At 60.3% G+C, this 23,123-nt stretch carries 17 protein-coding genes and 1 pseudogene; 7 read left to right on the forward strand and 11 right to left on the reverse strand.

Annotated features, from left to right (window positions below; all coding sequences use genetic code 11):
• Both KGB27_RS21975 and KGB27_RS21980 read right to left on the reverse strand, forming a co-directional pair.
• Window positions 1-109: pseudogene (locus KGB27_RS21975) on the reverse strand (tRNA (adenosine(37)-N6)-threonylcarbamoyltransferase complex ATPase subunit type 1 TsaE); the annotation flags it as partial.
• Window positions 97-1,596, reverse strand: a complete 1,500-nt coding sequence (locus KGB27_RS21980) for an NAD(P)H-hydrate dehydratase (protein WP_223556350.1) — start codon at window positions 1,594-1,596, stop codon at window positions 97-99. The gene KGB27_RS21980 and the pseudogene KGB27_RS21975, both read right to left, overlap by 13 nt.
• A 63-nt stretch (window positions 1,597-1,659) precedes the next feature.
• Between KGB27_RS21980 and queG the strand changes: the two genes are divergently transcribed.
• Complete coding sequence (gene queG / locus KGB27_RS21985; protein ID WP_223556352.1) at window positions 1,660-2,730, forward strand: tRNA epoxyqueuosine(34) reductase QueG; 1,071 nt, start codon at window positions 1,660-1,662, stop codon at window positions 2,728-2,730.
• Window positions 2,731-2,759: 29 nt separating this feature from the next.
• On the opposite strand, the gene KGB27_RS21990 is transcribed toward queG, so the two are convergent.
• From KGB27_RS21990 to orn, 4 genes are all read right to left on the reverse strand, one after another.
• The gene (locus KGB27_RS21990; RefSeq protein WP_317850730.1) at window positions 2,760-5,213 is read right to left on the reverse strand and encodes an RHS repeat-associated core domain-containing protein; all 2,454 of its coding nucleotides are present in this window, start codon (window positions 5,211-5,213) and stop codon (window positions 2,760-2,762) included.
• A complete protein-coding gene (locus KGB27_RS31405; protein WP_263290124.1) occupies window positions 5,161-6,108 on the reverse strand; it encodes a dermonecrotic toxin domain-containing protein in 948 nt (315 codons plus the stop codon). Before KGB27_RS31405 ends, KGB27_RS21990 begins: the two co-directional genes overlap by 53 nt.
• Before the next feature lie 125 nt (window positions 6,109-6,233).
• Window positions 6,234-6,845, reverse strand: a complete 612-nt coding sequence (locus tag KGB27_RS21995; protein WP_008035291.1) for a trimeric intracellular cation channel family protein — start codon at window positions 6,843-6,845, stop codon at window positions 6,234-6,236.
• Window positions 6,846-7,024: 179 nt separating this feature from the next.
• A complete protein-coding gene (gene orn / locus KGB27_RS22000) occupies window positions 7,025-7,567 on the reverse strand; it encodes an oligoribonuclease (RefSeq protein ID WP_008035288.1) in 543 nt (180 codons plus the stop codon).
• 107 nt (window positions 7,568-7,674) lie between these two features.
• On the opposite strand from orn, the gene rsgA reads away from it, so the two are divergent.
• Complete coding sequence (gene rsgA, locus KGB27_RS22005; protein WP_008035286.1) at window positions 7,675-8,706, forward strand: small ribosomal subunit biogenesis GTPase RsgA; 1,032 nt, start codon at window positions 7,675-7,677, stop codon at window positions 8,704-8,706.
• Between the two features lie 705 nt (window positions 8,707-9,411).
• Here the strand turns inward: rsgA and motB are convergent.
• Complete coding sequence (gene motB / locus KGB27_RS22010) at window positions 9,412-10,431, reverse strand: flagellar motor protein MotB (protein ID WP_223556357.1); 1,020 nt, start codon at window positions 10,429-10,431, stop codon at window positions 9,412-9,414.
• A gap of 3 nt (window positions 10,432-10,434) precedes the next feature.
• Window positions 10,435-11,286, reverse strand: a complete 852-nt coding sequence (motA, locus tag KGB27_RS22015) for a flagellar motor stator protein MotA (RefSeq protein WP_008027935.1) — start codon at window positions 11,284-11,286, stop codon at window positions 10,435-10,437.
• A 166-nt stretch (window positions 11,287-11,452) separates the two neighbouring features.
• Between motA and KGB27_RS22020 the strand changes: the two genes are divergently transcribed.
• From KGB27_RS22020 to KGB27_RS22035, 4 genes are all read left to right on the forward strand, one after another.
• Complete coding sequence (locus tag KGB27_RS22020) at window positions 11,453-12,991, forward strand: HDOD domain-containing protein (RefSeq protein WP_008040419.1); 1,539 nt, start codon at window positions 11,453-11,455, stop codon at window positions 12,989-12,991.
• A gap of 39 nt (window positions 12,992-13,030) precedes the next feature.
• Window positions 13,031-13,846, forward strand: a complete 816-nt coding sequence (locus KGB27_RS22025; RefSeq protein WP_008027926.1) for a rhodanese-like domain-containing protein — start codon at window positions 13,031-13,033, stop codon at window positions 13,844-13,846.
• An 18-nt stretch (window positions 13,847-13,864) separates the two neighbouring features.
• Entirely contained in the window at window positions 13,865-14,725 is an 861-nt protein-coding gene (gene asd / locus KGB27_RS22030) for an archaetidylserine decarboxylase (protein WP_008040415.1), read from the forward strand.
• Window positions 14,726-14,935: 210 nt separating this feature from the next.
• Window positions 14,936-16,723, forward strand: coding sequence for a molecular chaperone (locus tag KGB27_RS22035; protein ID WP_223556359.1), 1,788 nt, complete (start codon window positions 14,936-14,938; stop codon window positions 16,721-16,723).
• A gap of 120 nt (window positions 16,724-16,843) precedes the next feature.
• On the opposite strand, the gene serB is transcribed toward KGB27_RS22035, so the two are convergent.
• Window positions 16,844-18,058, reverse strand: a complete 1,215-nt coding sequence (gene serB / locus KGB27_RS22040; protein WP_008027919.1) for a phosphoserine phosphatase SerB — start codon at window positions 18,056-18,058, stop codon at window positions 16,844-16,846.
• A gap of 135 nt (window positions 18,059-18,193) precedes the next feature.
• On the opposite strand from serB, the gene KGB27_RS22045 reads away from it, so the two are divergent.
• Window positions 18,194-19,714 carry an AhpA/YtjB family protein gene (locus KGB27_RS22045; RefSeq protein ID WP_223556361.1) on the forward strand — a complete coding sequence of 507 codons (1,521 nt, stop codon included), beginning with the start codon at window positions 18,194-18,196 and terminating at the stop codon, window positions 19,712-19,714.
• A gap of 250 nt (window positions 19,715-19,964) precedes the next feature.
• On the opposite strand, the gene KGB27_RS22050 is transcribed toward KGB27_RS22045, so the two are convergent.
• Window positions 19,965-20,678: a membrane integrity-associated transporter subunit PqiC gene (locus KGB27_RS22050; RefSeq protein WP_008027916.1), complete on the reverse strand. Its 714-nt coding sequence runs from the start codon at window positions 20,676-20,678 to the stop codon at window positions 19,965-19,967.
• Between the two features lie 177 nt (window positions 20,679-20,855).
• Window positions 20,856-23,123 (reverse strand): DNA topoisomerase IV subunit A, encoded by a 2,268-nt coding sequence (gene parC, locus KGB27_RS22055; RefSeq protein ID WP_008027914.1) that lies wholly within the window; start codon window positions 23,121-23,123, stop codon window positions 20,856-20,858.

Genomic DNA, 23,123 nt, shown 5'->3' on the forward strand with positions numbered 1-23,123 from the left:
GATCCCCTTCCAGAAAAATCAGACCGTGCCCTTCGGTGGTTTTCGCGATGCGGGCGCCAAACGCGGTCATCGCTTCTTCATCAGCCAGGTACAGGGTTACTTCAGACACGGTGCTTGCTCCTCCAACAACTGACGAATGGCTGGAATCAGATCACTGGCCGCCAGCCCACGGCCCGATTTACCTTGTTGCGCGCCGGCATTGGCGTGCAGCCAGACGGCGAGGCAGGCCGCATCGAACGCGTCCATGCCCTGGGCCAGCAACGCGCCGACCAGACCGGCCAGCACATCGCCCAGACCGGCAGCAGCCATGGCCGGATGGCCCTGATGACACACCGCCAGGCGCCCGTCAGGACTGGCGATAAGACTGCCGGCGCCTTTCAGAATCACTACAGCTGTATATTTTTTGCTCAATGCGTGAGCAGCGGACGGACGGTCGGCCTGAACCTCAGCGGCACTGATCCCGAGCAACCGTGCCGCCTCCCCCGGATGCGGCGTGATCACGCAGTCCTTGGGCAGGCTCACGAGTTCGTCAGCCAGCATATTCAACGCATCGGCGTCCCAGACTTGTGGAAGCGACGCATTGGCCGCCGCCGACAGCAGACTGCGTCCCCACGAAGCCTGCCCCAAGCCCGGACCGACCACCAGCACGGAAACCTTTTGCAGCAAACCCATCAGCTGATTCGCCGAGGAAGTGCCCAGCACCATCGCCTCGGGAATTCTGGCCAGTGCGGCTGGCACGTGCTCGCTGCGAGTGGCCACCGACACCATGCCGGCGCCACTGCGCAGCGCACTTTGTGCACTCAGCAAAATGGCACCGCCGAAACCGCGATCACCGCCGATCAGCAAGACATGGCCGAATTTGCCTTTATGCGCAGTCGGCGCACGCCCCGCCAGACGCGACAAGTTACCGGCCGTCAAACGACAAGCACTGATGGCGATCCCGCTCAAAGACTCAGGCGAAGCTTGCAGATCATTAAAGACCCACTCGCCCACCATGTCCGCCGCCTCCCCCGTGAACAGGCCCAGTTTCAAACCAATGAAGGTCACGGTCAGGTCCGCCCGGACAGCCGCACCGAGCACGTGCCCTGTATCCGCACAAAGGCCTGAAGGAATATCCACCGCCGCAACCGCCAGGCCGCTGGCATTGATCGCCGCGATGACACTGGCGTAAGGCTCACGCACCTTGCCTGTCAGACCGGTGCCGAGCAAGGCGTCCAATACAACGCCACGCAACTCCGACTGTGCACTCCAGGCTTGAACGGCGACGCCTTCGGACAGGGCCTCGGCGTGGGCCAAGGCTGCATCACCCTGCAAACGCTGGGGATCACCGACCGCCAGCACGCGCACATGCCAGCCGGCACGCTTGGCCAACACCGCGACCAGATAACCGTCACCGGCGTTGTTGCCGTGGCCGGCGGCCACCGTCAGTTCGTTGGCCGTCGGCCAGTGCCGGACCAACGCACGCCAGGTCGCCCGCGCCGCCCGCTGCATCAATTCGAAGCCCGGCGTACCGGCCGCAATCAGGCTCGCATCGAGCGCTCGCACTTGCGCGGCGCTGTACAGCACGTCGGGTAAATCATCTTTAGTGTGCGGCATGCGTCTTCGGGCTCCGATGTCTGGCAGAATTATACGCACCTCAGCTCCGGTTTCTCTCGCCTCATGCCCGCTATTACCACAGACCTGCCCGCCCTCGCCCAATCCATCAAGGACTGGGGCCGCGAGCTGGGCTTTCAGCAAGTCGGCATCAGCGGCCTGGATCTGGCCGAGCATGAGCAGCACCTGGCGCGCTGGCTCGAAGCCGGCTACCACGGCGAAATGGACTACATGGGCGCCCATGGCAGCAAACGCTCACACCCGGAAGAGCTGGTGCCCGGCACGCTTCGGGTGGTGTCCCTGCGCATGGATTACCTGCCGGGCGACACCCAAATGGCGCAATTGCTGGCACTACCGGAAAAAGCCTACGTGTCGCGTTATGCCTTGGGCCGCGATTACCACAAGTTGATCCGTAAACGCGTGCAACAACTGGCAGAAAAGATTCAGGCGGTCATCGGCCCGTTCGGCTACCGCGCATTTGTCGACAGCGCACCGGTGCTGGAAAAAGCCATCGCCGAAAAGGCCGGCCTTGGATGGATCGGCAAAAACACGCTGGTCTTGAATCGCAAGGCCGGCAGTTACTTTTTTCTCAGTGAACTCTTTGTCGATCTGCCGTTGCCGGAAGATCCTCCGCACGCCACCGAACATTGCGGCCGCTGCACCGCGTGCCTCGACATCTGCCCGACCAACGCCTTTGTTGGCCCTTATGTCCTAGACGCCCGGCGCTGCATTTCCTACCTGACCATCGAACTGAAAAGCGCGATCCCCGAGGATCTGCGGCCATTGATCGGCAATCGGGTGTTCGGCTGCGATGACTGCCAGATCGTCTGCCCGTGGAACCGTTTTGCCCGTCCGTCCGGCGAAAGCGACTTCAAGCCACGGCACAACCTGGACAACGCTGAACTGGCTGAGCTGTTCATGTGGGATGAAGACCGGTTTCTGAGCAGCACCGAAGGCTCGCCGCTGCGTCGGGCGGGTTATGAGCGCTGGTTGCGAAATCTGGCGGTGGGCCTGGGGAATGCGCCTTCAACGATTCCGGTGCTGGAAGCATTGAAGGCGCGAAGGGAATACCCGTCGGAGTTGGTTAGGGAGCATGTGGAGTGGGCGTTGCGTCAGCATGCTTTGCGCGAAATTTAACATCAGTTGATCAGTGACTGGTCAGACTTTTACCATTGCGGGTCATGTCCTCCCACCTGCTTTATAACCACCCTCATTTCAGACCTGTACTCCAGGAAAAACACCCTGTCGAATCCACCCAGACGCGCATGAGCATGAACTGGTTCGGAGCGTAAAGTCGGCACTTCCCCGGCTTTTTTCGCCGCATTCATGGCCGCCTGATTACTTGCTTTAATATCGCTGACAATCTTCGTGTAACTACTGTACCCAGGGTAAGGGTCATAACTATTGCCCAAATAAGCTTTTGCCGAATCGTGGGCACTCATACCTTCCACTCTTATCCCTCTGTTGAACTCTTTGTACTTGGCACGGGCAACGTCCCCGGCTTTTCCTGCGGGGGTCAAATCGATTCCGTTGTGTTTTTTCCTCATCTTCCACTTTCCCGGCGATGCATTTGCAGAGGTTGATGGCGCTTGCGAACTGCTGCCACCCTTCACACCTTTGAACGTCCACCCACCACCCCCACCGGCAAACGCCCCTGGCCGATAACCAAATTGAGAGACTCTGGTGGGCGAGGAAGTGAGGGCTCTGCTTCCCCATTGGGTAAATGCCTTGCTCGCAGCCAGACCACCCGCGGTCAAGGATCCCAATCCCCATACCGTACTGATCCAACCCAAAACCTCACCGGCGACTGAAGTAGGCATCATCTCGGATGCAACAATTCCAGCGATTCCAGTCAGGCCGGAAGCCACTCCCATTCCGAGTCCGAGCAGGGCAAGCGGAGTGGCAGCTCCGAAGGAAGCAAAACTGGCAACTATCCCGATGATTGACAGGCCAATACCGAGAACACTCTGCCAGGAAAAATGCCCGGTAGGGTCGACCCGATTGATGGGATCGCCCAAGCAATACGCGTAAGGATTCAATCCGCCGGCGCCAAAAGGACTCATGCTGTCCGGGCTATGGAAGCGCATCAAACCAGGACTGTAAGCCCGGTAACCGTTGCCAAGCAGATACAACCCTGTCAACGGATCAAACGTTTCCCCGTTAAAGCCAGCCAGACTGAACAACCCGCCCTCGGCCGGGCGATGACCATAGGGACTGTAAGCGATAGCAGTGTAATTATCCCCGCTGACTTCGCTCAACACTGTCTGTTGCTGGTCGGTCCCCGACAATGTGACGCCAACGTGCTGCCCCGACCGATGCTGGCCCAGCAGAATCCCGGCCTGGCGCAGACAGGTAGTCGTGTCATTGCCGCTTACATCATTTGCAACACGCCCTTCGCGATAATAGCGCTGAGTGGACGGGGCCTTCGGTGATGACAACTCGACCAACTGGTCCAGGGCGTCGTATCCATAATCGCGCAAGACGGCGCCCCCCGCGTCCGCAACTTGCGTCAACCGCCCCAGGGCGTCGTAGGTGAGCGTGCGCGACTGCTCATCCCGGATCAACTGACCATCAGCGTCATACTGCAGGGTCACGGGCGCCGGATACTCGGCATGGCTATGTCGAATATTGACCAACCGGGTCGGATCATCAGGGCTGTAGGTGTAGGCGGTCAGGTTGTTTGCGCCGGGAAATTCGGTTTCCAGTGTCAGAATATTGTCCAGCTCATCAAATACGAAGGTTTGCTTGATGATCTCTTTGCCTTGGAAATCTCGTGGTTTGTGCGTTCCGGCACAGAGATATTCCGTGAGTCGACCCCGTGCGTCGTAGCTGAACGTTTCGTCGCGAGCGACCTGAAGGCCATTCTTCAGGGTTCTTTGCGCCAACTTGCTGGCTGGGGTGTAGCGTGACGTCAGGGTTTGCCGGACCGTCCCTTTCACCTCAAAACTGCGCGACACCTCACGCCCCAGATCGTCATAAACCAGGCGGGTGGTCAAGGAACTGCCGCTGACAAGATCTTCTGCGTGGATGGAGCCGAGCTGATCCAGGGCGTTGTAGGTGAAATCGGCTTTTACCCCATTTTGCTCAACCGATTTCGGGCGCCCCAGATGGTCGTAGGTCGTCGTGTGCTCATTGCCAAGCACATCGGTGCAGACAAGTCGTCGCCCGGCCAGCGAATAGCTGTACTCGTTAGTCCGCGCTTTACCCCCCTGAGTCAATGTTTCTCGCTTGAGCTTGCCGGAGAGACTGTACTCAAAGTGAGACTCACGGCCTTGTTCGTTGCAGCCGGTCAGCGCCCCCAGCCTGGAATCATAGGAATAATTGGCCAATATTCCAGAGTCGGTTGTTGGCAACGCTTCCGTCCCCAACGTCTGACGTCGAATAACCTTGCCGCCAAGATTGGGTTCATAGCTATACCGAACACGCTCACCACTTGGTCTGCATTCGACAGAAGGACGTTTCGAGCCGGCCTCGTACAACAAACCGGTTTGTCGTCCGCCCACTTCGCTTTGGGTCAAACGAGCGAGACCGTCGAAGACCTGCTTACCCAAAATGTGTGTGCCCACTTTAACTTCGATGGGCAACTGCATGTGGCTGTGGGTCGCGTACTGGGTTTCCACAGCGGTTCCGTCGGGTAACACGCTGCGTATCAACCGACCAAAAACATCGTACGCATATGTTGTCGTATTGCCTTGCGGATCGGTCTGACTGACCGCCCGGCCCAGACCATCGTAGACGTGCGTCGTCTTGCCCAGGCAATGGTGTTTTTTGCTCTGTGAGCAGGCCCGGCAATAGCGTCTGTTCAGCGTGCCCAATGTCCCCTTTCATTCGCGCCAGGAGTGTCGCCACCCGGAATCGATCCTGCTGACTGGCAATGACTTTGTTTGCCAGCATCGCCCTGGCCGCAGCATCCGCAGGTAATAACAGCGCCTCAAGTTGCTGGTTATAGCGCCCTCCGATATCAAGTTGTCGGCACAGCGAGGCAAATGCCGCGACAGACAAGCGACTATTAATTTGAAGGATATCGAACTGTCCGGCCGCATCGGGCTCAGTGATAAAACATGAAGCGCTGTCAAAGTAACGCGCTGCCGCCTCCTTCATTTCGAAGTTATGCAAGGCAGCATCCAGAAGTGAAATCGTCGTCACTTCATAGCGGACCGGTAAGTCTTTGGGGACATAGAGTCGCAGGTACGTTTTCCTGACATCCAGTTCTATCTCGAACTGACTTCTCAGGGCTTGAACCAGCAACGGCTCGGCAAATGCGCGAACGTCGGCAAGGCCTTCAAACAGGCGGTCCACCCGGGTTTGCGAAACCCAGCTACGTTGAGTCGCCTGCTTCAAGGCCTCATGACTGGCGGCGGATGCCGAGCGGTACCAGTCAGGAAAAACAACCCCGGCGCTTTTCAATGCCAGGCGTCTTTCGGCAGGCGCACGAATCAACCAGTCGGGAATCGACTTTATTATCAACGTTTGATGCGCGCCGGGCTGCGCGTTTGTCGAGTCTGAATCAGACATGCAAGTAACCTTTTTAAACAGTGGAAAACCACAGCTTATTTAATTACTTGCCTGACAAACGCTACATATATACCGCAACTTTATAGGTCATTCGTGCCGTTATTGACGAATGTAAGCATTGCCGCTCATTGCTCGTCGTTATAAACGAACTTTGGCATTTCCCAGTGAAAACGAATCGCCAACAACCGCAGCAAGAAGCCACCAAACAGGGTGATGAGAATGGCCTGTTCACCGGGCAGTTGCAGATAGATGCACAGCATGTAGCACCACGCCGCCGCGAAGGAGACGCTGGCGTAGAGTTCGCGGCGGAAGATCAGCGGGATGTCGTTGCAGAAGATGTCACGCAGGATGCCGCCGAACACCCCGGTGATCACGCCGCTGACCGACGCCACCAGCATGCCGTGGCCCATTTCCAGCGCGGTCATGCAGCCGATCAGGGTGAACGCCACCAGCCCCACGGCGTCGAGCACCAAAAACAGTGAGCGCAGGTGGCGCATCCAGCGAGCCGTGAAAACAGTGACCATGGCCGCAACCGAGGTCAGCACCAGGTATTCCGGGTGTTTGACCCAGGTCAGCGGGTAGTGACCCAGCAGCACGTCGCGCACCGAACCGCCGCCCAACGCCGTGATGCAGGCGATCAGCACCACGCCAAACCAGTCCATGCCGCGACGGCCGGCAGACAGTGCGCCGGTCATGGCTTCGGCGGTGATGGCGATCAGGTAAAGCATCAGCAACATGGTGGCGGTCCTTGCAGGAAGGCGCGCAGTCTAGCCATTTAGGTGCAGCACCAAAAGGGGGCGATCACGGAGATCGGCCGCGTCACTCCCTTCGCGGGCAAGCCTCGCTCCTACGGGCACAACGCGCCCCTGTAGGAGCGAGGCTTGCCCGCGAAGGCGCCGGAACAGGCACCGCCTGATCAGAATTTGATGAAATGCTTGCGGTAGTGCTGCAGCTCGGCGATGGATTCGCGGATGTCGTCCAGCGCCAGGTGGGTGCTACCCTTTTTGAAGCTGTCGCGCACGTCCGGCGCCCAGCGTGCGGCCAACTCTTTCAGGGTCGAGACGTCGAGGTTGCGGTAGTGGAAGAAGCTTTCCAGGGATTTCATGTGCGTATAAAGGAAGCGGCGATCCTGGCAAATGCTGTTGCCACAGATCGGCGACTTGCCCTTCGGCACCCACTTCTCCAGGAAAGCGATGGTCTCGGCTTCCGCTTCGGCCATGCTGATGCGGCTGTCGCGCACGCGCTGGGTCAGGCCCGAGCCGCCGTGTTGACGGGTGTTCCACTCGTCCATGCCGGCGAGGATTTCATCGCTGTGGTGAATCGCGATCACCGGGCCTTCGGCCAAGGTGTTCAGATCACTGTCGGTGACGATGGTGGCCATCTCGATGATGACGTCGGTATCAGGGTTCAGACCGGTCATTTCCAGGTCGATCCAGATCAGATTCTGCGGGTTTTGCATGTGTCGGCTCCTAGGCAATGCTGCGCAGTTTAGCCTAGGGAGGTGGCCGGGCGTGCTAAACTCGCGGCCGTTTTACCTAATCGCTGCATTCTTGATACGGAACACCCATGGCCAAACGCCAACTCAATCGTCGTCAAAACTGGCGCATCGAAAAGATTCAGGGCGAACGCGCTGCCCGCGCCGCCAAACGCGAGTCCTCGGCTGTCGAGGCACTTGAGGGTGGCGACCTGGGTCCGGAACAGACCGGCCTGGTGATCGCACACTTCGGTGTGCAGGTCGAAGTCGAAGCCCTCGATGGCGATTTGGCCGGCCAGGTGTTCCGCTGCCACTTGCGCGCCAACCTGCCGGCGCTGGTGACCGGCGATCAGGTGGTCTGGCGTGCCGGCAACCAGGGCATCGGGGTGATCGTGGCGCAACTGCCGCGCAAAACCGAACTCTGCCGCCCGGACAGTCGTGGCCAGCTCAAGCCGGTGGCCGCCAACGTCGACATGATCGTCATTGTCTTCGCGCCGCTGCCCGAGCCTCACGCCAATTTGATCGACCGCTATCTGGTCGCTGCGGAGCACGCCGGCATCCGGCCGTTGCTGCTGCTGAACAAATTCGACCTGATCGACGAGCAGAACGCCCCGGCGCTGAATGCCTTGCTCGCGGTTTACCGCACGCTGGGTTATCCGGTACTGGAAGTGTCGGCGCACCACGGCAATGGCATGGAGCAACTTCAGGAGCAACTGGACGGACGCATCAGCGTATTCGTCGGCCAGTCCGGCGTCGGCAAGTCCTCGCTGGTCAACAGCCTGCTGCCGGAAGTCGAAACCCGCGTCGGCCCGTTGTCCGAGCTGTCCGGCCAGGGCACTCACACCACCACGACCGCGCGGCTGTTCCACTTTCCCGGTGGCGGTGAGTTGATCGACTCCCCGGGTATCCGCGAATTCGGCCTGGGCCACGTCAGCCGTTCCGACGTCGAAGCCGGCTTCATCGAGTTCAACGACCTGATCGGCACCTGCCGTTTCCGCGACTGCAAGCACGACCGCGAACCGGGTTGCGCATTGCTCAAGGCACTGGAAGAAGGTCGCGTGCAGCAGCAACGAATGAACAGCTATCGCTCGATCATCGCGAGTTTGCCGGAGAGCAGCTACTAGGCCGCTTCTCGCAGAAACAAAAAAAGCCGCGATCATCTCGCGGCTTTCTCATTTTCGGTGCACAGCCCTGCACATCCAAAGTGTCATGGCTGTCCTGGTGCCTGCAAATTCGACGTAGTTTGGCGACACCGGGACGAGCGCAATACCTGTAGGAGCTGGCTTGCCGGCGATTGCGTCCGTTCAGTCACGTACTTATTGCCTGACCCACCGCTATCGCCGGCAAGCCGGCTCCTACAGGGAATCGCGTTTGCTTTCGCTTCTCACCACTCATCAGGCCGAGCGTTAGCTCGCCTTCCGCTTTTGATCTGAGCGCCCCCTCGAGAGGCCGAGCGCAGGTTCTGCGCAGTGGGCAACCCGGCATGGATGCCGGGTTAGCCGCCCCCGGCCATGGATGGCCGATGGCGGCGGGCCCACGGAGCAGGACCGGAGCGAGGGCATGGCGAGCATTAGCGAGCCACCGAACGAAAGGGGCAAGAGCCTTTTGGTTACTTTGGGGCTTTTCCAAAGTGACTCGCTGTAAGAGCGAAACCATAGGCGGTCGTTACCGCAGGAATGGATATGTACACACCAAAAAACCCACGCCAGCCATAAGGCCGCCATCGCCAGCAAGCCGGCTCCTACAAGGGACCGCGCTCAAACTGAAAATGAAGTGACCTCCAAACCAAAGCAAAAAAAAGCCGACATCGCTGTCGGCTTTTTTGTGGGTCACTGCTTCGGCGGTTCGGCCGGTTTCGGTGCCGGGTCATCGAACAGATTCAAACGCTCGCGAAGCTCATGCGCCGGCAACGGTTCTTTATCCGCCGGCAATGCATTCGGTTCAGCCGGAACTTCACCCGGTCCACCCTGCCCTTGTGTCGGCTCCGGAGTCGGTTCCACGCCTTGCGAACCTTCGATGGCACGCTGGGCTTTTTTGGTCAGCACAATGATGTCGATGCGGCGGTTGACCGGGTTGAGCGGGTTCTCGCGATCGAACAATGCCGACGAGGCATAACCGACCACGCGTGCGATCTGCTGCTCCGGATAACTGCCCGCCACCAGCGCACGACGTGCAGCGTTGGCACGGTTGGCTGAAAGCTCCCAGTTGCCGAAATCACCCTGGCCACTGTACGGCTTGGCGTCGGTGTGGCCGCTGATGCTGATCTTGTTCGGCACCGCTTTGATGGTGTCGGCCATGGCCAGCAGGATGTCTTCGAAGTACGGTTTCAGGCGCGCACTGCCGGAGTCGAACATCGGGCGGTTTTCGGCGTCCACGATCTGGATGCGCAAACCGTCCGGCGTGATTTCGAACAGAATCTGGTCCTTGAATTTCTTCAGTTGCGGATTCTCTTCGACCTTGTTCTGCAGTTCTTGCAGCAACAGTTCGAGGCGTTCCTTCTCCACCATCTCGGCCATGCCTTCGACCTGTTCGGCGTCGACAGTCACCTTGTCCGGCTGCGGCTGGGATTTCACCTCGGGGTTGAGGGTGTTTTCCGGCGCCAGGGTCGGCGTGCCGCCCAGATCGATGATGTACGGCGTACCGCTTTCGGAAAAGCCGATCGGGTCTTTGAAGTAACCGGCGATGGCGAGTTTCTGTTCCGGTGTCGCGGTGGACAGCAGCCACAACACCAGGAAGAACGCCATCATCGCCGTCGCGAAGTCGGCGAAGGCGATTTTCCAGGCGCCCCCGTGATGCCCGCCGGCGATGCGCTTGACGCGCTTGATAATAATCGGCTGATTATTTTCCATGACTTAGCGACCGCGAACCGCTTGTTCCAGCTCAGCGAAGCTAGGACGGTGCGCCGGGTACAGAACCTTGCGTCCGAACTCTACCGCCAGCGATGGCGGCATGCCGGAAGCCGAAGCCACCAGCGAGGCCTTGATGGCTTCGTAGACGTTCAGCTCTTCCTTGGCGTCGTGGGCCAGGGAGTGGGCCAGCGGACCGAAGAAACCGTACGCCGCGAGAATACCGAAGAAGGTACCGACCAGTGCCGCACCCACGTGCAGACCGATGGACTTCTGGTCGCCTTCGCCCAGGGACGCCATGGTCACCACGATACCCAATACCGCCGCGACGATACCGAAGCCGGGCATGGCGTCGGCGATGCCGTTCACCGCGTGGGACGGGTGTTCGAGGTCTTCCTTGAGGTTGTAGAGTTCCATGTCGAACAGGCCTTCCAGCTCATGGGGAGCCATGTTGCCGGAGGACATGATGCGCAGGTAATCGCAGATGAACGCGGTCATGCGCTCGTCTTTGAGCACTGACGGGTACTTGGCGAAGATCGGGCTCGCGGCGGCATCTTCAATGTCGCCTTCGATGGCCATCATGCCTTCGCGGCGACTCTTGTTGAGGATCTCGTAGATCAGCCCCAACACTTCAAGATAGTAGCCGTGATTGAATCGCGATCCGAACATGCTCAAGGACTTCTTGAGCACGTGCAGGGTCATGTAACCGGGGTTGGCCTGGAGGAATGCACCAAGGGCCGCGCCACCGATGATCATCACCTCGAAGGGTTGAATCAGGGCGGCAATCTTGCCGTGGGAAAGCACGTATCCGCCGAGCACGCTCGCGAATACGACGATGATGCCGATTATTTTAGCCATAGGTAGGAGAGCACTTACTGAGTCGGGTTCAAGGTCATATTCGGAAGTTAAAAAATCTCTTCTTCTACTTATCGGCAAAACTGCGCCAGACTATAGCCAGTTCAGGCGAAAAGCCAATTTGGCCCACTTCGGGCATAGGTAATGCAGACGATGATCGCGTCCAACCATGGCTAACGAAACGAACGTTCCAACTCCAAAACCAAACACTCTCCAAGGCTGGGTAAAGCTTCTGGACGGCGTGCACCTGCCCGTTCCACAAGGCAGTCATGACCGGGTCTGCAAGGCCATCGGCGATAACCGCAGCTCGTTGCGCGATATCGCCGAGCTGATGCAGGACAGCCCCGCCCTGGCCTTGAGCGTGATTCGTGAAGCCAACCGGCACACCCACGGCAGCATGACCGAGCCTGCGGAGAACCTTGAGGTGGCGATCAATCGCCTCGGTTTGAAGCGCACCGAAGAACTGCTCGCACGGCTGCCCGCGATGCCGGAATCGGACATTCCCGTGGCCCTGCGCCAGTTGCAGATGATCAGCCAGCACGCGACGCAACAGGCCAACGGCTTTTTCGCCGCTCGCCTGGCGCGGCTGTGGCAGGACATCCACTGGGGCAGCCTGCTGTTTTTATCGCCGCTGTGGCCATTGGCGTTGACCCATCCGCAATTGCTCGAAGAATGGGAGCTGCGGGTCATCCATAAGGGCGAGTCCGCACGTAAAGTCGAGAAACAATTATTCGGCGTACGCCTGCTGGAAATCGGTCAGGCACTGGTGGAAATCTGGCACCTGCCGAACTGGGTGCAGCAGGGTTACAAGCTGTTACTCAATGAGCAACGGGAACTGGTGAAAGTCCTGCGCATCGCGCGCGACAGCGATCATCCATTGCGCCAGCAGAACCGTCTCGATGACGATCCGACGTTGCGCCGCTGGCTCAATCAGCCGGCCAACACGGTGTTGCTGGCCAACGGTCTGGCGCTGTCGGCACAGCACGCCTGGGACTGTCCGCACAGTGAACGCTGGCAGTACCTGACCAGTCTTTACCTGCAAATGCCGATGGACGAGGTGCAGCAGCAACTTCACCAGCAGGCCGCCAACAGTGCGCGCCAGCACGCCATGCCAGACCTCTGGCACCCCGCCGTCGCGCTGCTCTGGCCGCAGGGCATGAACCGTGTGCACGCCGGTTTGCTGCCAGCCCCGGCGCCGACCGCCGAGGACCTGGCCAAGTGGCGCAAACAATGCGCCGAGCTGCTGGTGGAGCCGAGTCGTTTCACCAATGCCATGCACTTGACCAACTCGGCCCGCGACGCACTGGTTGCATGTGGCATGCGCCGGGTGATGATCCTGATGGCCGACCGCACGCACGCCAATCTGCGCGTGCACCAGATTGCCGGGTTGCCGAAAGAAACGGCCGGCCTGAATTTCGTGGTCAGCCAAAGCACCGTGCTGCAACGCCTGCTCTCGCAGCAAGCCCAGGTACGACTGACCCCGGCCAACAACGCACAATTTTCGGCGCTGCTGCCGGCCAGCCTGCGCTCGCAGTTCGGTGGCGAACACCTGCTGTTGCGCTCGCTGGTCAACAACGGCCGCGTGATCATGATCGTGGTGGCGGACCAGGGCGGCGGGCCGTTCTCCGAAATTACCGTGCAAGCCTTTGGCAAAACCGCGCAGTGCATCGAGAAAGCCCTGCACACCTTTAGCCATCGCGGCCAATGACCCGCTACAATCCTCCCCTTTGTGCTCTGGAGACCTCACATGTCTGACTTCTCTGGCTTGCCGCTGGTGATCGAACCGAGCGACTTGCTCTCTCGCCTCGACGCCCGCGATCTGATTCTGGTGGACCTGACCAGCAGCGCCCGCTATGCCGAAGGGCATATTCCCGGCGCGCGCTTCGTCGATCCGAAACGCACGCAACTCGGCCAGCCACCGGCGCCGGGCCTGATGCCGCCGCAAGCGGCTCTCGAAGCGTTGTTCGGCGAGCTGGGCCACAACCCCGATGCGGTCTACGTTGTGTATGACGACGAAGGCGGCGGTTGGGCCGGGCGTTTTATCTGGTTGCTGGATGTCATCGGCCACCACAAGTATCACTATGTCGACGGCGGTCTGACGGCATGGCTGGCGGAAGGCTCGCCGATGTCGATCCAGATCCCGCCCGCGGTCGGCGGCCCGGTTGCGTTGACCCTGCACGACGAACCCACCGCCACCCGCGAATACCTGCAAAGCCGTCTCGGCGCCGCCGACCTGGCGATCTGGGATGCGCGCGGGCCGCTGGAGTACTCCGGCGAGAAAGTCCTGGCAGCCAAGGGCGGACACATCCCCGGCGCGGTCAACTTCGAGTGGACCGCAGGCATGGACCGGGCGCGCAACCTGCGCATCCGCTCGGACATGCCGCAGATCCTCGAACAACTCGGGATCAGCAAAGACAAAGAAGTGATTACCCACTGCCAGACTCACCACCGTTCTGGCTTCACCTATCTGGTGGCCAAGTCCCTCGGTTATCCGCGGGTCAAAGGCTACGCCGGCTCCTGGGGCGAATGGGGTAACCATCCCGATACGCCTGTAGAGATTTAAGGTTTTTAAGGACAGTTAATGAATAAGCGTTTGTTTATCCTCAGCCAATACCTGCTGCCCCACCACTTGCTCTCGCGACTGGCCGGCTGCATCGCCGAATGCCGTGTGCGCTGGTTCAAGAATGCGTTCACTGCGTGGTTCGCCAAGCGTTATCAGGTGGACATGTCCCAGGCCCTGGTCGAAGACTTGACCGCCTACGAGCATTTCAACGCGTTCTTCACCCGCGCCTTGAAAGACGGCGCTCGTCCGCTGGACGAAACACCGGGCGCCATCCTCAGCCCGGCCGACGGCGCGGTCAGCCAGCTCGGCCCGATCGAGCACGGTCGCGTGTTCCAGGCCAAGGGCCACAGCTTCAGCGTGCTGGAACTGCTGGGTGGTGACGCGGCCAACGCAGCGCCGTTCATGGGCGGTGATTTCGCGACGATTTACCTGTCGCCGAAAGACTACCACCGCGTGCACATGCCGCTGGCCGGCACGCTGCGCGAGATGGTCTACATTCCGGGGCGGATTTTCTCGGTCAACCAGACCACTGCGGAAAACGTTCCGGAGCTGTTCGCCCGCAACGAGCGTGTGGCGTGCATTTTTGACACCGAGCGCGGGCCGATGGCCGTGGTGCTGGTGGGCGCGATGATCGTGGCGTCGATCGAAACCGTGTGGGCGGGTCTGGTAACTCCACCGAAACGCGAGCTGAAAACCTTCCGCTACGACGAAGCTGCCCGTGCACCGATCCACCTGGAGAAAGGTGCGGAACTGGGTCGTTTCAAACTGGGTTCGACGGCTGTTGTGCTGTTCGGCCCGGATCAAGTGCAGTGGGCTGAAGAACTGGCGGCCGGTTCGCCGGTGCAGATGGGCCAGGGCATGGGCCTGCCGAAAGCCTGATCCAACGCCGCTTTACTGTAGGAGCGAAGCTTGCTCGCGAAGGTCGTCAACGACAACCGGGATCTGCCTGATGATCCGCGTCGTCCTCCGGCTCTTCGCGAGCAAGCTTCGCTCCTACAGAGAACAGGCATTGCAATGCGCGCCCCCGAGTCATAGCTGCTAAAGTCTGGTCATTCACTGCCCATTTCCCGGTTGGAGTTTGTCCACCGCATGAATGAGACCAGTCCCCACCGTCTGCTGCGCGCCCCTGTCCCCGCACAGTTGCGCCTGTCGTTCTGCGAAGCCACCCCGCGCGACCTCAAGCGCTGGATCGCCAACCTGCCCAAAGCCAACATCGGCGAAACCGCTCGCCAGCTCTATCAGGGCTTGAGCGAACTGAACCAGTTACTGACACCCAGCGACAATCGCCTGCAATTGCTCGAACTGTTAAGGCCCGAGGTGTATTACGTCTGCAAACACCTGGAGCGGCATTTCCTGCACCAGTCGATTGCCCTCGACGAGCGTTCAAGCAAGGTCGCCAACCTGTGCCAGGCGCTGCAAAGCCACTTGGCGATCGGCTATAAACAGATCGTCGTGCGCATCACGCCGCGCTTCAGCAAGGACCGTGCGCCACTGCTGGCCCAAGCGTTACAACGGGCGATGCATTGCCTCAACGGATCACTGATCCGCGCCACCCAACTCTATTGCCCGGTGCCGGAAGGCGTGTGGCTGGAGCTGCATCAGCTGTATCGAATCGCCTGTAGCCTTCGGCTGCAGCATCTGAACCTGCGCGATGAATTGGCGAGCCAGACGCAAAACCTGAGCATTGAACAGTCGTATGTAGTCGCCCTGCTAGTGGGTGCCGCACGTTGCAATCAACTGCGCCAGAACCAGATCGCGCGGCTCGCCGAAGTGCTGGAGCCGTGGGGCAAACTGATCAAGCTGCAACCGGAAACACCGGCCGATGGATTGTTTGCCATCGCCCCGGAACTCGATATCGGGCCGCGTTACCGCTCGAAATTCCGACCCGGGCAACAGGAAAGTTTGCTGGGGTTCGATCCGCAGCCGCTGGTCGCAGCCATCGACGCCCATTTGGAAAAAAACGACAGTGAGTCGCCACTCCCGGTGCCGGCGGGTCTGAGCCTGGATACGCTGCAACACCTGAGTGCCGCGTGGGGGCAGGCGGTCGAGCGCAGTTTCCAGCGCACCGCCAGTCAAGGCACCTTGACCTTGTGCGTGGGCATGAGCGCGCTGCATTTCTATCTGGGCGGGCAGCGCCCGTTCAGCGAAATCCTGAAAAACCCCGGCGCACGCCGTGCGCAGTTCACGGCGATATCGCCCGCGCTCCGGGAAAAAGACCAATGGAGCCATGCCTTCGACGCAGCCCCGCACGGCACCGCCGACACGCTGCTGCCCTACGAAGAAATCGAATACCGGCAGCTGCAGAATGACGACAGCCACGAAGCCAGCGACCGCAACCGCCACTTTCCGACGTACGCCCTGCCCGTGATCAATCACAGCCCGGGCGGTTATTGCCTGGCCTGGCCTGACGCAGTGCCAGCCGAGCTACAGGCTGGCGAGATGGTCGGCATCGAGGACACGGCGGGCGCAGGCTGGAGCATTGCGGTGGTGCGCTGGATCCGCCAGGTTCGCGGCGGCGGCACGCAGATGGGCATCGAGCAAGTCGCGCCATACGCCGAACCTTGCGGCCTGCAACTGGTGCGCACCCGGGACGACCACAGCCACTACCTGCGCGGCCTGTTACTGCCGGCCATCAGCGCGATAGATTTGCCGGCCACCCTGCTCGCTCCGCGCCTGCCGTTCCAGGAAGGGCACAAGGTGCTGATCAACACCAACGGCGAGGAGCGCCGGGCCGGACTGGATCGGCGGGTGTCGAGCACCAACAGCTTCAATCAGTTTGCGTATCGGTCGTTGGAAGCGGCCAGAAACGACAACGCCGCGGGGAGCGGCGTGGTTGGTGTCGAGGAGGAGTTTGATTCGTTGTGGCAGACGCTTTGAGGGTGAAGTCCTGAGACCGCGGTGCGTCCTTCGCGGGCAAGCCTCGCTCCTACAGGGGTACGCAATTACCTGTAGGAGCGAGGCTTGCCCGCGAAGAGGCCCTATCAGTCAATACAAAACTCAGAGCTGCCCGTCACGATCCCGAAAGCCCAGCAGATACAGCACGCCATCCAGCCCCAACGTGGAGATCGCCTGCTTCGCCGATTGCTTGACCAGTGGCTTGGCGCGGAATGCCACGCCCAGCCCGGCAATCGCCAGCATCGGCAAATCGTTGGCGCCGTCGCCGACCGCAATGGTCTGCTCCAGACGCAAGCCTTCCTTGTGCGCCAGCTCCTTCAGCAGATCCGCCTTGCGCTGCGCATCGACAATCGGCTCGACCGCCACGCCGGTGACCTTGCCATCGACCACTTCCAGCTCATTGGCGAACACGTAGTCGATGCCCAGCTTGGCCTGCAATTGCTTGGCGAAGTAGGTGAAGCCGCCCGACAGAATCGCGGTCTTGTAGCCCAGACGCTTGAGTTCGGCGAACAGGGTTTCGGCGCCTTCGGTCAGGCGCAGCGAGGCACCGATCGAATCCAGCACGCTGACATCCAGCCCTTTGAGCAACGCCAGACGCTCCTTGAAGCTGGCACGGAAATCCAGCTCGCCGGCCATCGCCCGCTCGGTAATCTCCGAAACCTGATCGCCCACACCGGCCGCCTTGGCCAGTTCGTCGATGACTTCGGCCTCGATCAGCGTCGAGTCCATGTCAAACACAGCCAGACGACGGTTGCGGCGGAACAGCGAATCTTCCTGGAAGGCGATGTCGACGTTCAATTCCTGGGCGACGCTGAGGAATTCCGCTCGCAGCGCTTGCGGATCCGCCGCTTCGCCACGCACGGAAAACTCGATGCAGCCCTTGCCTTTATCGGCCGGGGTATCCAGCGGCATGCGCCCGGACAGGCGATCGATGTGGTCGATGTTCAGGCCATATTTGGCGGTGATCGAGCTCACAGCCTGCAATTGCCCGGCAGTCACTTTGCGGGTCAATAGCGTCACGATGTGGCGTTTTTTGCCCTGATTACCGACCCATTGCTGGTAATCCTCTTCGGACACCGGCGTGAAACGCACCTGTTGGTCCAGCTCATAGCCCTTGAACAGGATGTCCTTGAGCACCGACTTGCCTTGCTCGGTGTCAGGAATTTCAACCAGGATGCCGAACGACAAGGTGTCGTGGATCACCGCCTGACCGATGTCGAGAATGTTCACACCACCCTGGGCCAGAACGCCGGTAATGGCCGCGGTCAGACCCGGACGGTCCTCACCAGTGATGTTTATCAGGACGATTTCGCGCAAGGCGCACCCCCGCAGGTGGAAAAAAACCGCATTCTACCCACTTTCAGTGACCATCGGGCACCGTGAGCGCTTTGCCGGTCTAGGGCCTGTCGCTATACTGCGCGTCAACTTCACGGACAAAAGAGCCGAGCTCAAGTGAACCGGCCCACGCCAGTTAAAACCGATAACTTCTTTCTGCTGATCTTCCGTGCACTGCGCCACCGCCGTGTACCGATTGCATTGCGTATCGCCAGCCATAACGTGATCCTGGTCGCTCTGGCCCTGGTGATCTACGCCTGCGTGATGGGTTTGCAGTTCAAGCAGGCCATGCACGAGCAGGCAGATGCGCTGGGCGAAAGCCTGACCACGCAGACCGCCACGTCCGCCACTGAGCTGTTGGTGTCCAACGACATCCTCAGCCTCAACGTGCTGCTCAACAACCTGACCAAGAACAAGCTGGTGGCCCACGCCGCCATTTATAGCGTGGATAACCGCATCCTCGCCGAAGCCGGTCAGCGTCCCAAGCACGGCCTGCTGGGCGAAGCCGAGGGCATGTACCAGAGCAAGATCACCTTCCAGGACGTGACCGCCGGGCAACTGCGCATCAGCCTGGACATGGATCAGTTCCAGCAGCCGATGACCATCAGCCTGCAAAGCATGGGCATCTTGAGTGCGATTCTGTTGGCACTGTCGCTGGCCTTGAGCCTGCGCCTGGGTCGGCACATCTCCACGCCGCTGCTGCAATTGCGCGTGTGGCTGCGCAACATCGACGAATACACCCCGGCCACCGACCGTCAGGATGAAATCGGCGACCTGGCTCGCCAGCTGCACGCCAACTTCGCGCCGGAACCGGCCGAGCCGGAGCCCGCACCGGAACCTGAGTTCGACGACGTCGATTACGACGATGACGCCGAGCCGTCCTTCGAAGTGCGCAACCTGCGCGACCCGAGTTTCGACGAGACCAAGCCTGTCGCCAGCCTCAAACCTGCGCCACGGCACATTGTCAGCACCGTCGAAGACGAGGATGACGACGATGCGTTCGCCGATTTGCGTGACGAATCGACAGCCGCGAAACCAGTAGCCAGAGCGCCGGTATCGAACGTGCCGCAACACAGCGCAGTGCTGGCCGTGCAACTGGGCGCCCAGGATCAATTGCGCCGCCTGCCACGGGCGCGCCTGGAAGAACTGCTCAAACGTTATCGCGATTGCCTCGATCAGGCGGCCTCGCTCTATGAGGGCGAACTGCATAGCCTGAACGATGGCAGCACGCTGATGGTGTTCCACACCGAGGACAGCGGCGACGACTACCTGACCAACGCCATCTGCTGCGGCGAGTTGCTGCGAGCCCTGGGCCATCAGTTGCAGATCGAAGTCGCCGACAGCGGCATCACCCTGCAATTGCAGCTGGGCGTGACCTTGGGTGATGAGCTGTTCGGTCTAAGCCAGATCGACCTGTTGCTGACCGAAACCGCCCAGGACGCCCTGGCCCTGTCGCAACACAGCCGCAATCTGCTGCTGGTGGAGCGCAAGATCAGTGACGACGCGCTGATTCGCCAGCGTGCGCGAATCCGCCCGATTGCCAGCCCTGAGGGTGCGTGCTGCGTGGAGCGGTTGATGGAGCCTTATCCGTCGATGCTGGAGCGACAGTTGGCGCGGATGCATGAGCGTCGGGCGTAAGCGTTAGCCCCGCAGTAAAAAAACCCGCAGACAAGTGATTGTCTGCGGGTTTTTTGTTGCCTGTTCCGCCGTCATCGCCGGCAAGCCAGCTCCTACAGAAATCGTGTTGCCCGCATGATGTATGCACGACGCGGAACCTGTAGGAGCTGGCTTGCCAGCGATGGGGCCGTCAGCAGCACCGAGGATTTCCAATCTGCAGAAACAACAAAGCCCGCATCTCTGCGGGCTCTGTTTGAAATCTATCCAGGCCTTAGAACCTGAACACTTCCATATCCGTACGAATCGGCGCAGCCATCGGGATCTTCGGCTGTTTCTCTTGCTCTGTCGCCGGAGCCACAGGCTTGGCCGCCGGTTTTTTTGGCGCTTCTGCAATCGGTGGCTGATTGGCCAATGGCTTGAGCGCGATCGACAGCTGTTCGGCGAGTTTCTGCAGCAACACACCCTGAGCCTGAACCTGCGCTGCCGTACCGCCCGCGTGCTGTTCTTGCAGATGAACGATGCGGTTATCGCGAACTTGCCCGCGACGGTCGATCAAACGCCATTGAGCATCGAGGATCGCCGGTTGCGACTCGCCCGAGTCCAGGCGCGTGATGGTCAGCAGTACTTGAACATCCGGCGTGAAGCCCACGCTCGCCGGCGCCAGCACCACACGCTGACTGTCCAGATGACCCGCTACCTGACGCAGCAACAGTTGATCGATGTCGGAAGAAAGGCTGCCGGCCCAACGACCATCGGTCGAGGCCTGAAGACTGCCATCCGGCTGACGCTGCAACAGCGTTTCACGCTGCAGGTAATCGGCAACCGTTACCGGGCCGAGCAATACCGCCATGCCCGCGCTTTGCGCAGGCTGAGCCGGACTTCCGCTGTCCAGCTGATACAGCGACACCGGTTGGTGAACGCTGCAACCCGCCAGGCCAAGAACGCCAGCGAGCATCAAAATAAAAGGAAGGCGCAGAGCAGTCATCGTCCCATCCAGGTGGTTGCCACAAGGCACACCACAGTGAAAATACTCAATAAATATGAAGAACGCTCGGCCACGCCGGCGCTTGGAAAGGCCATATCATCCGTGAATATGCGTTCCGACTCCAGCGGCAAAGCGTCGATCTACGCGTTAAATCGTAGATCGAGCGCTCTAGCGCGGTTAATTGAGGTTTTCGACGAGCAGCGCATCTACCCTCTGGAAGCCCCGTGGAAGTTTGTTGCCACGACGTCCACGCTCACCTTTGTAGTGTTCGAGGTCGTCCGCTTTCAGTGACAAGGTACGCTTTCCGGCCTGCAGCACCAAGGTGGCTCCATCCGGCAGCACAGCGATGTCCGTGACATATTCTTCGCGACTGGCCACACGCTCACCGGAAATCCCGATGATCTTGTTGCCTTTGCCCTTACCTAATTGTGGCAGATCGCTGATTTTGAAGATCAGCAAGCGACCTTCGGTGGTCACCGACGCCAGCCAGTTGTTCTCACGATCCGCCACCGGGCGCGGCAGAATGACCTTCGAGTTGTTCGGCAAGCTCAACAGCGCCTTGCCCGCCTTGTTCTTGGCCTGGAAGTCTTCGCCCTTGACCACGAAACCGTAACCGGCATCGGAGGCGATCACGTACAGCGAATCGTCTTCCGGCATCAGCACGCATTCAAATGTCGCACCTGGCGGCGGTGTCAGACGACCGGTCAACGGTTCGCCCTGGCCACGGGCCGAAGGCAAGGTGTGCGAGGCCACCGAATAGCTGCGACCGGTGGAGTCGATGAACACCGCAAACTGGTTGGAGCGCCCGGCCGCCAAGGCCTTGAAACCATCCCCGGCCTTGTAGGAAAGCCCGGTGGCGTCAATTTCGTGCCCTTTGGCGGAGCGGACCCAGCCTTTTTCCGATAGCACTACGGACACTTTCTCGTTCGGCAGCAGATCGTGCTCGGTCAAGGCCTTGGCCTCGGCGCGCTCGACGATTGGCGAACGACGGTCGTCGCCGTAGGTTTCGGCATCCTTGATCAGCTCGGTGCGCACCAGTTTTTTCAGCTTGGCTTCGCTGCCCAGCAGGGCTTGCAGCTTGGCTTGTTCCTTGAGCAGTTCATCCTGCTCGGAGCGCAGCTTCATTTCTTCCAGTCGCGCCAACTGACGCAAACGGGTGTCCAGAATGTACTCGGCCTGGATTTCGCTCAGCGCGAAACGCGCGATCAGGGCGGCTTTGGGGTGCTCCTCGGTGCGGATGATGTGAATCACTTCATCCAGGTTGAGGTAGGCAATCAACAAACCGTCCAACAGGTGCAGGCGACGCTCAACCTTGTCGAGGCGGAATTGCAGACGACGACGCACGGTTTGAACGCGGAACTCCAGCCATTCCACCAGCAACGCACGCAGGTTCTTCAGCTGCGGCTTGCCATCCAGGCCGATGATGTTGATGTTGACCCGGTAGCTCGACTCCAGCTCGGTGCTGGCGAACAGGTGCTGCATCAGCGCGTCGTGGTCGAAGTTTTTCCGTGCGCCCGGAATGATCACGATCCGGCACGGGTTCTCGTGGTCGGATTCGTCGCGCAGGTCAGCGATCTGCGGGGCCTTGGACGGTTTGGCCTGCATCATGGCCGCGATCTGTTCCAGCACCTTGGCGCCAGACACCTGATGCGGCAGCGCGGTGACGATGATGTCGCCGTCTTCGATGTGGTACACGGCGCGCATGCGCACCGAGCCCTTGCCGGTTTCGTACATTTTCAGCAGGTCGGCACGCGGCGTGATGATTTCCGCTTCGGTCGGGTAATCCGGGCCCTGAATGTGTTCGCAGAGCTGCTCGACCGTGGCTTTTGGCTCATCAAGCAAACGCACGCAGGCGGTCGCGACTTCGCGCAGGTTGTGCGGCGGAACGTCGGTGGCCATGCCCACGGCGATGCCGGTGGTGCCGTTGAGCAGGATGTTCGGCAAACGTGCCGGCAACACCAATGGCTCGTCGAGTGTGCCGTCGAAGTTCGGGCCCCAGTCCGCAGTGCCCTGGCCCAGTTCACTGAGCAGCACTTCGGAATAACGCGACAGCCGCGCTTCGGTGTATCGCATGGCGGCGAAGGACTTGGGATCATCCGGCGCACCCCAGTTACCCTGGCCGTCGACCAGCGTGTAGCGGTAGCTGAACGGCTGGGCCATCAGGACCATGGCTTCGTAGCAGGCCGAATCGCCGTGCGGGTGGAATTTACCGAGCACGTCACCGACGGTACGCGCCGACTTCTTGTGCTTGGAATCGGCGTCCAGCCCCAACTCGCTCATCGCGTAGACGATGCGGCGCTGTACCGGTTTCAGGCCGTCGCCGATATGCGGCAAGGCACGGTCCATGATCACGTACATGGAGTAGTTGAGGTAGGCATTTTCGGTGAAGTCAGCCAGTGACCGGCGCTCTACACCGTCCAGGCTGAGATCAAGGGAGTCGCTCAT

Source organism: Pseudomonas sp. BF-R-01 (assembly GCF_019946615.1).
Classification (GTDB): domain Bacteria; phylum Pseudomonadota; class Gammaproteobacteria; order Pseudomonadales; family Pseudomonadaceae; genus Aquipseudomonas; species Aquipseudomonas migulae.